Here is a 13,662-nt window from a genome sequence, read left to right as displayed (position 1 = left end):
ATTAGGCCTCCTCTTTTGGTTCGGTAACGTGCTCAAGTCCTTGATTCATAATCGAAGACACGTGGTCGTCCGAAAGTTCGTAAATCATCATTTTGCCTTCGCGTCGCGAGCGGACAAGTTTGCTCGTGCGGAGGATTTTTAGCTGATGCGAGACGGCGGACTGTTCCATTTTTAGCGCGTCCGAAAGTTCAGTTACGGAGCGGCTTTTTTGGAGCAGCGCGTGTAGGATTCGGATGCGCGTGGAATCGCCGAAGATTTTAAAAAGCTCGGCAAGGTCGATTAGTACGTCCTCATCGGGGATTTTTTGAAGTATGTCGGTGTTTTGTGCCATAAAAACTCCTTGTCTGTAAATGCGGTGTGAACTTGTAGGTGTAAAAATCTGCTCTGTCGTCCGCTACGCCGCCTAAAAAAATGATGGCTGAGCTTTAGAGGTATCCGACTCGCTAACGCTCGCGACGCTCAGAATCATTTTTTTATTCGTCTTCGCTACCGCCAGAGCAGATTTTTAGTCAACTTTCAACCCGAATTATGCATTCCGCAGTTTTTGAGTCGAAGCATTTTTTGGGTAAACTCACATGAATAACAATTCAAATGATTTTATATTCACATGAATAATAATTCATATATAAAAATTGTCAAGCCCCGACACAGCAATTTAACTTGCAATAGCAAAAATCTGCTCTGCCGTCCGCTACGCCGCCTAAAAAATGATGGCTGAGCAGAATAGGTATCTGACTCGCTTCGCTCGCACTGCTCAGAATCATTTTTTATTCCTCCTCGCTACCGTCAGAGATGATTTTTGGTCTGGTTTTGAATCTCAAAATTCTCCTAAAAAAATCTGTGTCCCATCTGTGTTCATCCGTGTGCATCTGTGTCAAAACTGACAGATTGTCAACTTGCCAACGTAAAAATCTGTGTCTCATCTGTGTGTATCTGCGTTCATCAGTGTCAGAAATTGCAGATTTTTACACTGACCTACAAACTCGACATTCGACCTGAAAAAGCGTAGAATCACAGATAGACTTTATTGAGGGGAATTATATGTGTGGAATTGTTGGATACGTTGGAAATAAAGAAGTTACGCCAGTTCTTATTAACGGACTAAAAAAATTGGAGTACCGCGGTTATGATTCGGCGGGAATCGCTGTTTTTGGAGCGGACTCCAAAGAAATCGTGGTGCGCAAAGCAAAGGGCGCATTAAAATTCCTTGAAGAAAAAATCACAAAAGAAGTCATAAAAGAATCCCAGGGCATTCACCTTGGAATCGGACATACGCGCTGGGCAACCCACGGAGAACCTAGCGACCTGAACGCTCATCCGCACACGAACGAAAGCGGTTCAATCGTAGTCGTTCACAACGGAATCGTGGAAAATTACGCAAAACTAAAATCTTACCTGCAGGCAAAGGGCGTTGTTTTTAGAAGCCAGACTGATACAGAAGTCATCGCTCACCTTATCAATTATTTTTACGAAAGCACAAAAGACATTTTTAAGGCCGTTCTGGAGACGCTTCACCGTCTTGAAGGAAGCTACGCTTTGGGCGTGCTCTGCAAAGACTATCCAGACAGACTCATTGCCGCGCGCAAAGAAAGCCCGCTCATCGTAGGTCTTGGAAACGGTGAGAATCTTATTGCGAGCGACGTTCCTGCAGTTCTCGAATACACCCGCGACGTTTACTTTTTGAACCAGAAAGAAGTCGCTGTCCTTTACACAGACCACGTTGACCTTTTTACCGAAGACGGAGATAAAGTTGTTCGCGAGCCATACCATGTTGACTGGGATTTAAGCTCGGCAGAAAAAGGCGGATACGCTCACTTTATGCTCAAAGAGATTCACGAGCAGCCAAAAGCACTCACCGACACTTTACGTCCTCGCCTCGTTCACGAAAACGGAAAGGCAACCGACATAAAGTTTGACGAATTTGATTTTGGTGATGAATGGAAAAACGCAGAACGCGTCGTAATCACAGCCTGCGGAACGGCTTACCATGCCGGAGTGGTCGGAAAGTACGCCTTTGAAAAATTCGCGCGAATTCCTGTTGAAGTAGACGTTGCCTCAGAATTCCGCTACCGAAATCCAATCCTCAAAAAGAACGACATTTTTATCGTAATCTCGCAGTCGGGTGAAACAGCCGACACTTTGGCAGCACTGAGACTCGCAAAAGCGGCTGGCGCAAAAGTTATTGCCATTACGAACTGCGTAGGCTCAACCGTAAGCCGCGAAGCGGACGAAGTGATTTACACGTGGGCAGGCCCAGAAATCGCCGTTGCCTCAACAAAAGCCTACACCACACAGCTCATGTGCCTTTATCTTCTCGCACTCAAAATGGGCCAGATTCGCGGAGAACTTAAAAAAGACGAATACGAAAAACTGCTTGCCCAAATTGAAATGATTCCGCAAAAAGCCCAGGAAATAATGGAGAATCAGGCAGAAATCCAAAAATTTGCGTCACAGCAATTCAACAAATCTAAAATCTTTTATATTGGCCGCCAGTTCGACAGCGCAACATCGCTCGAAAGCGCGCTCAAACTCAAAGAAGTAAGCTACATGCACTGCGAAGCGTTCAGCGCAGGAGAATTGAAGCACGGGCCGATTGCGCTTGTTGACAAAGACACGCTCGTTATCGCAATCGCAACCGAGCCGGAACTGTACGAAAAGCTCGCTTCGAACATCGTCGAAGTCAAAAGCCGCGGTGCCGTTACGATGGCAATCACGCTCGACAAACAGGGCGCATTCAAAGAAAGCTGCAACACAGTAATCACGCTCCCGGAATGCGAACCTGCCCTAGCCTCAATGATTTCTGTAATTCCGGCCCAACTTTTCGCGTACTACTGTTCTGTACAGCGCGGAAACGACCCGGACAAACCGCGAAACCTCGCAAAATCGGTTACGGTCGAGTAGGAGGAAAGAATGAGAATTATTTGCCTTGGCGACAGCATAACGCAGCACAACGATTTTTCAACGTACCCGCAAACAGGCTGGGTTCAGGAATTGGTAAGATTCTTTCCAGCCGACACGCAGTTTTTGAATTTTGCACGGAACGGACGAAGTACAAAATCCTTCATTGAGGAAGGCAGATTTGCCGACGCTCTAAAATCACTCAAAGACGATGATTTCGTGCTGATTCAGTTCGGGCACAACGACGAAAAAATCGCAGACCCAACAAGATACACGTCGCCAAAAGAAAACGGTGAATTCCAGCAGAATCTTGAATTCTTTGTGAACAAACTCCGCGAGCACGCCGCAAATCCGATTCTGCTCACTCCGATGTGCCGCAGAAAATTTTCAAACGGAAAACTTGAAGACACGCACGGGGACTATCCTGCCGCAATAAAGCGCGTGGCAGAAAAACTAAACGTGCCTTGCATTGACATGACGACTCTCACGAGCGAGTTCATCGAAAAAGTCGGCGAAAAAGATTCCAGACGATTCTTTATGAATTTTGACGGCGGCCTTTACGAGAACTACCCTGACGGAAAAGACGACAACAGTCATCTTCGCCCGGACGGAGCGTTCGCGTTCTCAAAAATCTTCGCACAGGAAATTTCAAAAATCGGCGAAAAATACATTTACTACAAAAAAATCTCTCAGAGCGTACTCATAAAACCGGTGGAAAAAACCGGCAACGACAAAGAGATTGACGACGAAGCCGTAATCTTCAAAAAATAAGGACTTGAGGAAAATGTATTATTCAGAAGAAGAAGTAATTCAGTACATTCAGGAAAACGACGTAAGATTCATCAAACTGTTTTTTACGGACTTTTACGGTGCAATAAAATCAATCTCGATTCAGCCCACAGAACTCGGAAAAGCATTTTCCCAGGGAATTTCCTTTGACGCAAGCGCGGTAAACGGATTTATGGGCGTTACAAAATCAGATTTGTTCATCGTTCCAGACCCAACAACGCTCTGCGTGCTTCCGTGGAGACCACAGCAGGGCCGGGTTGTACGCTTCTTCTGCCACATTCGCCACATGGACGGAACCCCGTTCGTTGCCGACACACGAAAAATGCTCGCAAATCTTGTAAACGAGCAGCGAAAAAAAGGTCTTGAATTCAAAATCGGCACGGCCTGTGAGTTCTATCTTTTTAAATGCGACGAAAAAGGCGACCCGACCACGATTCCCTATGACAATGCCGGCTATTGCGACCTCGCACCACGCGACAAGGGCGAGAACGTTCGCCGAGAAATCTGCCTCACGCTCGAACAAATGGGCGTTCCCCCGGAATGCAGCTACCACGAAAAAGGACCGGGTCAGAATGAAGTTGACTTTCGCCATGACGACGCGCTCAACGCGGCGGACAATTTGCAAACATTCAAAATCGTCGTAAAAACAATCGCCGCACGGAACGGTCTTTTTGCAAGTTTCTTGCCAAAACCGCTCGCAAACAAAGCCGGAAACGGATTGCACATCAGCATTTCGATTACCAAAAACGGAAAAAATCTCGTTGAGGAAGGCGAAAAGAGCGAAGAATACAAATCATTTTTGGCAGGAATCCTGGCCCGTGCAAAAGAAATGGCACCATTCTTGAATCCGCTGCCAAACTCATATTCCCGCCTCGGAGAATACGAAGCTCCGGGATACATAAGCTGGAGCCACGAAAACAAAGGTCAGTTCATAAGAATTCCTGCGGCAACAGGAGACGCTGCCCGAATAGAGTTGCGCTCGCCTGACACGGCAGGAAATCCGTACCTGGACATCTACCTGATTCTTTGCGCAGGTCTTGAAGGAATCGAAAAAAAACTTGAACTTCCGCCAGAAGTCGATATTGATTTTTACAGAGCCTCCGGCGATCAGCTCAGGGATATGGAATCCTTGCCGCACAGCCTTGCAGAAGCTGTAAAATACGCTCAAAAAGGCGATTTTATTAAAAAATATCTTCCGTACGAGGTTGTGGACTTTTTTAACAGTCCTGAAAATCACGTTTCGGATCCAGAATTCGGTGAGTTCTAAAGCCTATGGGAAGTGTTTTAATCGTTTCGAACACGAACACGACAATGGGCATAGTTTCTGACTTGCTCTATTCTCAGCCTTTCAGCAGAATCGTAGCTGCCCAGAGCGGCAGCGAAGCCAGACGTTGCGTTCTCGAAAACGAATATGACCTTATCATTATTGACACCCCGCTCTCGGACGAACTGGGAGACGATTTTGCCTTGCACGCCTCCGAAAATTCGTCCAGCGGCGTAATCTTGATTGTTGAGAACGACAAACTCGACGAAGTGAACATAAATGTTGAAAACAGTGGCGTTTTTGTAGTTCCAAAACCGATTTCGCCAGATTTTTTTTATCAGGCAACAAAACTTCTGCAATCAAGCAGAAAGCGACTGGCCATGCTTGAAGACGAAAACCGAAAGCTCCGACAAAAAATCGAAGAACTCAGGCTGGTGAGCCGGGCAAAACTCGTTTTGATGCAGATGCTAAAAATGAATGAAGCTCAAGCCCACCGGTACATCGAAAAGCAAAGCATGAACCTTCGGCAAACACGCACAATGGTCGCAGAGAATATTTTAAGGACTTACGAAACGTAAAAGGAAACGTGCATGACAAACTAAAACAAAAAGTTTGGCTTGTACGTTTCCCACAAGTTTTCAATGAAAACTTGTACTTCACTTTGCAAGCGACATTTTATAAAAGCGCGAGTTTCGTTAGAAACTTGCGGGAAACGCACAAATCGATTTAAAATCCAAAAATCAGTTTTCGGCGTTTCCTTTCGCTCTCGTTCCGACAATTTTTTTATCCACTTGCAGTTTCTTATTCACCCTTAAAAATCTAGGGAAGAATTCTATTCTTACTTGCCAATTCTGCTGACAAATGAATCGATTTCGGCTTCGGTAAGCCCTGCGCTAACAGCCCATTTTCTTGTACCAGCTTTAATCGTTTTTTCCTCGCCTTTAAGGAAATTCATTATCTGCTTTCCGTTTTCATCAAGAACAATTGCATAAGTCTCATCGCCAGGCTGAAGATGATAATAATTGCGGTAAGTCTGCATATAATCATCGGCAATAGCCTGCTCGCTCCAACCAAGAAGTGACTCGGCAAAAATAAAGAAGAATCCGGTGCGGTCTTTTCCTTCGTTACAATGTACATAGTATGGAGCTGGATGACTATTTACAAAGCGAACGGCTTTTACAATTCCATCTGCAAATTCCTGAGACGTAAAGTCCATTTTCATGCTCAAAAGTGCAACATTTCCATTTTCATAGCATTGTTTCATGCAAGCACTTGCATTCTCGCCCGACTGATATGAATCAAATTCCTTCTGGGAATCAGCCATGTCAATAATGGTTTGAATGCCGTCTTTGAGCATAAGGCGGGTAACATACGGAGCACGAGTCCAGCCACTTTTTGCAGGATGACTTCCTCGATAGAGTTTTCCGGCAACTACAGGGCGGTAATTTGCAAAAATTTCATCTGAATCATAATCAGAGCGTTCATCTGTGCGCTTAAGATTATGAACTTTGTACTGTGCTAAATATCCAGCTTTTTCCGCAAGAGAAATCGTAAAGGTGCTGCCAATGTCAACGCCAGCTTCTGCATTCATTTTTCCGTAGTTTATACAGAAAGCAATGTAGCCGTTACCGTATTCCGTGCGCACAAGTTTTTCACCGCGCTTTACATCATATCCGCCTACAAGCGGAGCCTTAAAAGTGTATCCGTTGTCATAAGAAACTGTAAGAACGTCACCCAAATCATAGCCTGATTCAAGCAAAGTTTTTACTTCAACGTCGGTATTACAGTGCCCGTATTTTTCGATTCCTGTAATTTTTCCCGAAACAGAAACAAGTTTAACAGATTCTGCAGCAGAAGCTGTTTTTGCAGTAGATGCACAAGAAGTTAGATTTATAGAAGCAAGTGCCAAACCTGCAATCGCTCCAATGGTCATAATTCTGCAAAAATGAGTTATTTTCATATCAAGTGACTCCTAACAAATATTTTTAATAAGTATATAATATAAATGGAAGATTTTTGTGCAAATATTCAATAAAATGCGGAGAAATGAAAAATTGATTTTTAGAAAATTCTTCTATATGATGTTGCAATGAAAAAACGCAGAATTTTTGGATTGATAATTTTTCTTACAGTGACTGTTTTAAGTGTCTTTTTTGTATCAACTTACGGTTATTTGTTCAGGGACGAAGAAGAAAAAGGTCATTTGGCTTCAATTTTCTTTGATTTGAACAATCTCAATGTCCACGCCGAAAGCGAAATGCTTCCTGAAATCACGATTTTGTGGAACGACCGCGTTGTTTTTGAAAACGGCAGGACAAAAAAGCCTTTCCCACGATACGAGTACGGCGAAAATATCTTTGAAGTCCGTCACGGCGGAAAACTTGTCAAACAATATTCGCAGTACAAATTCAACAACTGGGCTTTTTTCGATTACGATTTTTTCATCACAAAAGAAAACGGCAAAATCACCGCAAGAATGGAAATCAGCGGAAAAGACGCAGAGTTTAAGGAAAATCCGATAAATGAGGACGAATAAAATATGAAAAATTTGCCTTGATTTTCTCGAACGGAATTTTTCTTTTGTACGTGCTGCTCTCGTTCCAAATTATAAGGGAGCTCTCGATTTTGGGCGCGCTGTTTTTTATTTCGGTTTTCATTTTCCTTGTGATTGCGAATCTTGCGGTTTTCGTTGCGGCTCTCATAGAAAAATGGAACGTAAAATCGATTCTGTTTCTCCTTCCGCTTGCTTTTTCAGTTTTAAGCTCGTTTTTCATTCTAAAATATTCTGTTTCCGAGCGGATTGCTCTCAAATTGGAGTTTTCCCGCTACAAATCCGAGCTCGACGATTTCGTTCGGAACGGCACGGAAAACGAAAACATCAGGAGTTTCGGCGATTACGCGGGAATCATCTGGGACGCGGGATTTTTGGACAACTACAGCGTGATAATTTTCGACGAAAACAACAATCTCGACGAACTGTACAAATCCGGCGACAAAAAACTTTCCGAATCATTCAGCGCCGACCGGATAATCCATCTTCTGAAAATTCAGGATAATTATTTCAGGTGCAATATCTATTCGCATTTATTTTGATTTTTCCCTCGGCTCATTCACCAAAAACGGCTTTTTCTGTACGATAAACGAAAACGAAATCAAAATCAAAACACACAAAAAAATGGGGTAATACAATGAAAAACTTATTCTTATTTTTATGCTGCTGACTGCGGTAATGTCGGCGGGAAGTGCAAAATCTGGCAAAAAGAGCAAAAGCGAAAAGAAGCTGTTTGAACAGGGACTTTCGCTTGCCTCGCTGATGAAAGAAAAGGCTTCGAGCCAAACTTATAGGTCAATGTTCGTCAGCAACGAAGAGATTTTGAACAAAATCCGCGAAATCAGTGCCGGTGATGTTTCAAAACCGACTGCAGTTTACAAAATTTCCGGCGACGCTTCGGCTTTCGTGCAGAATTCACTGGGAATTTTCAGATTGGAAAACGAAGACCTTTCGCCAAGAGTCCGCAATGAATTTGAAAAAAAGTTTATTTTTATGATTCCAGCAGTCTTGTCAAACAGAGTCGCAGACTCATTCGGAATCGCCGCCATAAGCATAATCGCTTCCACAACCGCTTTTGACTGCGACGGGCTAAAAGAAAACTGCCTGTACATTTTTACATTTGAAGACGCGTATCCTGTTGCAGTCGGCTTTGAAAAATGCGAAGACAAAGCCGTAATTGCCTCGGCAACTTATGTGCTGGACAAAAATTTTATTTCATTTTTTGAAAGCACACTTTCGGAACTCAAAAGTTTCATCAATTTGAAAATGGAAAAAATCCAATAATTTTTCTTGTCCGTGAGCCGCAATCACCTTGACTAAAACCCCGATTTTGTGCTAGATTATTTTCTACTTGACGGGCCATTAGCTCAGCGGTTAGAGCAGAGGACTCATAATCCTTTGGTCCTTGGTTCAAATCCAAGATGGCCCACATTCCAAAAGACTATTGCTTAACGCAAGAGTCTTTTTTTATGCCCAAGTATTTTCGTAACGAAGTGAGAAAATACACGTAAATCACTTCCTCTGTTATCCTATACTCAGACAAAAAAAAAGAACACAAAAAAGCTGAATTTGAAGAAGAAAATCACGCAATTCTAAACGACATTAAAGATAATTGGTAAAATCAAAAGGGAACTTTAACTCTGCACAAAATTGCATCAAAATAAAAAAATGGAGTCAAAATGAAAAAATCCCTATTTCTAATCCCCGTCTTGCTCACGCTGATTCTCGGATCATGCGCATCGAAAAAGCAAAAAGACAATTCACTTGTCGAACACGGACTTTCGTCAATTTCACTTATGAGCGAAAAAGCAAAATCCAAAGATTACGTCTCGTTATTATTCGGAAACTACAATGACCAAGTAAATCAAAAGATTTCCGAACTCGCCTCCAGCGAAATGGAAAAACCAACGCATATCTATCGCCTTGACGGTGATTTTTTGAGCAATTTTAACCTCCTGCTCAGTACCTTTGGCGCAAGTTTTAGCGAAGACAGCATAAAAGATTTTTCGCCACGGCTACAAACAGAACTTTTAAAACGGCTTTTTACATCCTTTCCTTCAATCTGGAACGCAAAGCTTGGCACCACAGAAATTGCGGCAGCAGCCATCTTTACCACCCAAACGACGTTCGTAAGCAACGACCTTAAAGAAGACTGCATTTACATTTTTGAGTTTCAGGACGCATACCCCGTTGCGGTAACTTTTCTTGGCTACGAAGGCAACGCGGTTACCGCACAGGCAGACTTTATTTTTGACAGGGATTTTGTAAAATCGCTCACAGAATTTTTTTCAAGCATGAACATCAATCTAAAACTCAAAGAAATAAATTAAAACGCCCCCGGTGGTTGAGCCTGTCGAAACCACTTTGTCATTCAGAATTGCAAACCGTCACCCTGAACTTGTTTCAGGGTCTCACCTCAATTTTGGGGCACGGATGCTGAATCAAGGCGACCGCGAAAACGAAAGCGGTCGAGTTCAGCATGACACACGGTCTGGGAAAAACTTTTCCCCACGCCCCCGGTGGTTGAGCGCAGTCGAAATCACTTTGCCATTCAGAATTCATTTCGGAATCCAAAAAATAAGTGCTAAAATGACTTGAATGACACTAATTTGATATTTATAAAATCGAGGAGATAAAAATGAACGAACGAAAACAAGTCGTATTAAAAATGGTCCTTGCCGTATTACTGAGCGCGACCGCGCTTGGGATTTTTTCACTGCTCAGAGACACAACCGATGTCGTAAAAATCACGGCAGAACCGCAGGAAGAAAAGTTTACATCCCCGCTGGACTTTTTTTTCCCATCCTCGTCTTCAATCAACAGATGGTTTTACGGCGACAAAATAATCGTTGCGGCAGGCAACAAAATCGAGTTTTCTGCCAAAATCTTCAAACTCGGCACCGCTAGCATTTTCAGCGGCTATCAAAAAATCGCAATCATCGACGTAACCGACGACGCAGAAAACACAAAACCCGAAAATTCAAAAAGTTTCGAAAATTACATTGACGACAGCTTTCCGGTCAAAAAAGGTCACAAATACCGCTTCGCAATCTATACGATGAACCCCGACAAAACCACGGAACTTTCAATCAACATAAACGGCTCAGACAAAATCCGAACGCATTTCGCAAACAAAAACAAAGCAAAAACCCAAAAAAAGCCGGGCGAAAATCCACGCGAAGATAAAAATTCAGAAGAAGATGAACGCATTGAGTCCACTGACAGTTTGCCCGACTTTGGGACCGTCGTCCGCGCAGAAACACCAGCGCGCACCACGAGAACATAAACCCGTTCGCCCCTACGGCGGCAGAGCGCAGTCAAAACCGAAATTTTGCCATTCCGTATTGAAATCTTGTCATTCAGAATTACAAACCGTCACCCTGAACTTGTTTCAGGGGCTCACCTCAATTTTAGGGCTCAGATGCTGAATCAAGGCGACCGCGAAAACGAAAGCGGTCGAGTTCAGCATGACACACGGTCTGGGAAAACTTTTGCCCGCCCTCCTTCCGGTGAGCGCAGCCGCAACCCCTTTGACATTGATTTTCCCCTGCAAAACCGCTTTGCACAAAAGACAAATTAACTTTTTGGCATTATACTAAAATATAAGACACATTTATGGAGGCAAATATGAAAAACAAATATCTTAACTTTTTTACAGCCCTACTCCTTGCGGGACTTTTCGCATTTTCATTTACAGGCTGCTCGGAAGAGGAAGAGTTCACTGATGCAATAGCATATTATCAAAACGAAGAAAGCGGAATTGGGAAAATCACACTTGCATTTTATGACGACGGCACTTTTGAGCTTCACAAAAAATTTGAACGTCCCGAAAAAACAAATGACAAAACTATAACAGAGGACTATTCCATAGCAACAGGAACATACACCGGAAACGTCGCGAGCGACAGCACAATTACTTGCACATATAAAAAATCCACTTCAGACAGTATTGCAAAATTAAACAACGCAAGATTATTCGGATTTTTTGAAAAAACCGAGACGTACGGAAACGACAAATTTCCGCTCAACACGCTAAGCGAACCGATTACACAAACTTACACAATTTCAAACGGAGTGATTACCTACGAGCCAATCAACGGAATTCCTCTCAACAATATGAATGTTAAAAACTGGAAACTTGAACTTACGAGAAAATAATTAACCGTCATTCCGAACTCGTTTCGGAATCTGTAACTACAGCACTTATTTGATATTTTGTACATTAGACGCATTTTAAAAAGTCAATGACAAAAAATCATTGAAGAATCCCAGATTTCATGGAGACAAACAGAATGAAAAAAGACATTTTTAAGCCCCTCGCATTCATTTTATTTGCAGGACTTTTTATATTTTCTTTTACAAGTTGCATAGGCGATGAAGAGACCACCGAAGACGGAGTAGAAATCATAACTGCAACAGAAAGCGAAACTGATACATATTCTGCAAGCGATATTAACCACTATGCTTTTGAAGTCGCACCTGAAACAAAAACATTAACAATATCAAACCTAACCACAGGAAAAAATGTTTACCTTGCAAAAGTAAACACTGGAGAGTCCACAATTGCCGCAAAGTATCAGCGCACAATAACAAACTCCACAGGAGCCTCACGTGCAGCCCTTGCCGATACAACGGAACTAAACGACGTACAGCCACCTGAAACACAGTTCAAACACTTTCACGCACCAAAAATCGACCTTGAAAGCGTAAAAACTGCCGCAAGAAGCGCAAGAGTGGCAAGTACAACAGTTCCGTCACCAGTCATGCAAAAAACTTACACAGAAGGAACTAGTACAAGGGATATTTGGGTAGATATCAATGTAAACATGAACCAATATGGCAAAAAAACAGCAAAGCTTTATGCCGCAGGTGATAATTGTTACGTATGGTGTATCGAATCAGATTTTACAAAACAAGGTAAAACTTCAAGCGATATACAAACTGTTGCCACGAAATTTAAAAATAGCTTTGAATCATTCTATCCTATAATCACAAATGTTTTTGGAAATGAATCAAACAACCTAATAGATTCAACTGCACAAGTAAGTACACTCAAAGCTGCCGCAACACTTCCAATGTCGGAGAATAGCGATACAGGTGAAAAAATAAATATCGTAATTTATGATATTGGTTCAGATTACAACGCTACAAATCAATGTGGCGTACTCGGCTACTTCTATGCAAAAGATTATTTTACTCCTATCGAGGGAGTTTCAAGCCCAATCGCATACTCAAATAAAGGAAAATATTTCTACATCGATGCTATTTATGCCGCTGATGATGAAACTCAGAATTCTTCAATCTCAACCCTTGCACACGAGTTCCAACACATGATTGACTACGGTGTAAAAGACATCGAACAAGGCATTACTCCAGACACAGCCTACAACGAAATGCTTTCCATGCTCTGCGAAGACATGATGTCAAGCCAACTTGGCCTTACAGATTCTACCAACGTAAAAGCAGAACGACTTCCGTACTTCAACACATCGTACTTTCTCTCAGGAATCCGTGAATACCGAAACGACGGCTACGCAGCCCTTTCTTACTCAACCAGCTACGGCTTTGGCTCTTGGCTCTGCCGCCAATATGGCGGAGCAAAACTCGTAAAGGAAATGAGCACAAACAATTCAGTTGACAGCAACTCAATAGTCGATGCCGTAAACACCGTAACCAGCAAAAGCTACAATTTCGACGAACTGTTCCAGCAGTTCCTGGTAGCCTGCACAAATGGCGGTGCGACAAGTGACTACACCCACAATCAAGCTGCAGCACAAACTCTCACATACAGCACCACATACAGTTACCCAATGACAGCCATAAACTTGTGGGATAACGCATATAAATATCCTACAGACAGTAACAAGTTCATCGTGCAAGGTCAAAAGTCTGCCGCTTACGACAGCAGTGCCACAACATATAGTGGACCATTCCTTTTCAATCTGAACTACTCGCTCGCACTCCGCCCTAAATACGGAATGACACTTTACAAAGTCGGCACAACAAATAGCGACACACTTACACTAACATTTAGCGACCAAGGCGCCGCAGACGTTTATATGTACGTCATAATTCAATAAAAAAACAAAAGCGAGTTTTAACCAGCTTAAAACTCGCTTTTTAAATTCTCTCCCCAAAGAAAAATAAATCCCTGAACTGC

The 13,662-nt window shown here is 42.8% G+C and carries 14 protein-coding genes and 1 tRNA gene; 12 read left to right on the top strand and 3 right to left on the bottom strand.

The window, feature by feature from the left end; all coding sequences use genetic code 11:
- Nucleotide 1: 1 nt before the first annotated feature.
- Both JI65_RS10910 and JI65_RS10905 read right to left on the bottom strand, forming a co-directional pair.
- On the bottom strand, nt 2-331 hold the full coding sequence (locus JI65_RS10910; RefSeq protein ID WP_191016399.1) for an ArsR/SmtB family transcription factor: 330 nt from the start codon (nt 329-331) through the stop codon (nt 2-4).
- A gap of 436 nt (nt 332-767) precedes the next feature.
- Nucleotides 768-923 (bottom strand): hypothetical protein, encoded by a 156-nt coding sequence (locus JI65_RS10905; protein WP_191016397.1) that lies wholly within the window; start codon nt 921-923, stop codon nt 768-770.
- A 118-nt stretch (nt 924-1,041) separates the two neighbouring features.
- On the opposite strand from JI65_RS10905, the gene glmS reads away from it, so the two are divergent.
- The 4 genes from glmS to JI65_RS10885 are packed head-to-tail and all read left to right on the top strand — an operon-like array spanning nt 1,042 to nt 5,529.
- Nucleotides 1,042-2,901, top strand: a complete 1,860-nt coding sequence (gene glmS / locus JI65_RS10900; RefSeq protein WP_191016395.1) for a glutamine--fructose-6-phosphate transaminase (isomerizing) — start codon at nt 1,042-1,044, stop codon at nt 2,899-2,901.
- A gap of 9 nt (nt 2,902-2,910) precedes the next feature.
- Nucleotides 2,911-3,669 (top strand): rhamnogalacturonan acetylesterase, encoded by a 759-nt coding sequence (locus JI65_RS10895; RefSeq protein ID WP_191016392.1) that lies wholly within the window; start codon nt 2,911-2,913, stop codon nt 3,667-3,669.
- Between the two features lie 13 nt (nt 3,670-3,682).
- Nucleotides 3,683-4,954: a glutamine synthetase family protein gene (locus JI65_RS10890; RefSeq protein ID WP_191016389.1), complete on the top strand. Its 1,272-nt coding sequence runs from the start codon at nt 3,683-3,685 to the stop codon at nt 4,952-4,954.
- Between the two features lie 5 nt (nt 4,955-4,959).
- Nucleotides 4,960-5,529 (top strand): ANTAR domain-containing response regulator, encoded by a 570-nt coding sequence (locus tag JI65_RS10885; RefSeq protein WP_191016387.1) that lies wholly within the window; start codon nt 4,960-4,962, stop codon nt 5,527-5,529.
- Between the two features lie 260 nt (nt 5,530-5,789).
- Here the strand turns inward: JI65_RS10885 and JI65_RS10880 are convergent, their stop codons facing one another.
- Nucleotides 5,790-6,911 carry a tyrosine-protein phosphatase gene (locus JI65_RS10880; RefSeq protein WP_191016384.1) on the bottom strand — a complete coding sequence of 374 codons (1,122 nt, stop codon included), beginning with the start codon at nt 6,909-6,911 and terminating at the stop codon, nt 5,790-5,792.
- A gap of 129 nt (nt 6,912-7,040) precedes the next feature.
- On the opposite strand from JI65_RS10880, the gene JI65_RS10875 reads away from it, so the two are divergent.
- The 8 genes from JI65_RS10875 (at nt 7,041) to JI65_RS10840 (ending at nt 13,582) form a co-directional block, all read left to right on the top strand.
- The gene (locus tag JI65_RS10875) at nt 7,041-7,487 is read left to right on the top strand and encodes a hypothetical protein (RefSeq protein ID WP_191016382.1); all 447 of its coding nucleotides are present in this window, start codon (nt 7,041-7,043) and stop codon (nt 7,485-7,487) included.
- Between the two features lie 17 nt (nt 7,488-7,504).
- Nucleotides 7,505-8,044 carry a hypothetical protein gene (locus JI65_RS10870; protein ID WP_242457222.1) on the top strand — a complete coding sequence of 180 codons (540 nt, stop codon included), beginning with the start codon at nt 7,505-7,507 and terminating at the stop codon, nt 8,042-8,044.
- A 118-nt stretch (nt 8,045-8,162) separates the two neighbouring features.
- Entirely contained in the window at nt 8,163-8,786 is a 624-nt protein-coding gene (locus JI65_RS10865) for a hypothetical protein (RefSeq protein WP_191016379.1), read from the top strand.
- A gap of 72 nt (nt 8,787-8,858) precedes the next feature.
- Nucleotides 8,859-8,931, top strand: a tRNA-Ile gene (locus tag JI65_RS10860).
- 250 nt (nt 8,932-9,181) lie between these two features.
- A complete protein-coding gene (locus JI65_RS10855) occupies nt 9,182-9,832 on the top strand; it encodes a hypothetical protein (RefSeq protein WP_191016376.1) in 651 nt (216 codons plus the stop codon).
- A gap of 308 nt (nt 9,833-10,140) precedes the next feature.
- Nucleotides 10,141-10,788 (top strand): hypothetical protein, encoded by a 648-nt coding sequence (locus JI65_RS10850; RefSeq protein WP_191016374.1) that lies wholly within the window; start codon nt 10,141-10,143, stop codon nt 10,786-10,788.
- A gap of 341 nt (nt 10,789-11,129) precedes the next feature.
- Nucleotides 11,130-11,660 (top strand): hypothetical protein, encoded by a 531-nt coding sequence (locus tag JI65_RS10845; protein ID WP_191016371.1) that lies wholly within the window; start codon nt 11,130-11,132, stop codon nt 11,658-11,660.
- Nucleotides 11,661-11,794: 134 nt separating this feature from the next.
- Nucleotides 11,795-13,582, top strand: coding sequence for a M30 family metallopeptidase (locus tag JI65_RS10840; protein WP_191016368.1), 1,788 nt, complete (start codon nt 11,795-11,797; stop codon nt 13,580-13,582).
- The last annotated feature ends 80 nt before the right edge of the window (nt 13,583-13,662 follow it).

It is taken from the genome of Treponema zioleckii (genome assembly GCF_014737315.1).
Classification (GTDB): domain Bacteria; phylum Spirochaetota; class Spirochaetia; order Treponematales; family Treponemataceae; genus Treponema_D; species Treponema_D zioleckii.
The sequence above is the reverse complement of the archived record's forward strand: the minus strand, read 5'-3'. Positions and strand labels throughout refer to the sequence as shown.